Genomic DNA, 548 nt, shown 5'->3' on the forward strand with positions numbered 1-548 from the left:
CCCAGTGAATTTAAAAAGCTGGCAGAAAAGGTAAACAGAAAATCCAATCACCTTGGGCTTGAACCCATTTACGGATTGGAGAATGCATACGGCTACGGCAGAAGTTTAGCTGTCTGGCTAATTGAAAAAGGTTACATTGTAAAAGACATTAATCCTGCACTGGCTTATGACCAGAGAAAAAGTGCACCCATGCTCCGTAAAAACGATGAGCATGATGCGTATTGTGTTGCAACGGTTTTGATTAACCAATTACATACTTTGCCGGATGCAAAGCCAAAAGATAACGAATGGACGTTGTCACAACTGGTAAATCGAAGAGATTTACTGGTCAAAGACGGTATCCGGTTTAAGAACGGACTCCATGAGCAGATATCCATGGCATATCCTAGTTACAGTAAGTTCTTCAGCGAGATAGACGGAAAATGTGCTATGTATTTCTGGAAGAACTACCCATCCCCTGTCCATTTGCAGGGAAAAACGTCAGAAGACCTAACAATCGAATTTAAGGAAATAGCTCGTATTTCCAAGAAAGATAAGGCAGAATTAAT

General features: G+C 40.9%; 1 protein-coding gene. It reads left to right on the forward strand.

Features of this window, described 5'->3' with window-relative positions:
- On the forward strand, positions 1-548 hold a 548-nt coding region (locus CRO04_RS25810; RefSeq protein ID WP_242974668.1), incomplete at both ends, for an IS110 family transposase.

This window comes from Lacrimispora amygdalina, assembly GCF_900205965.1.
Taxonomy (GTDB): Bacteria; Bacillota; Clostridia; order Lachnospirales; family Lachnospiraceae; genus Lacrimispora; species Lacrimispora amygdalina_A.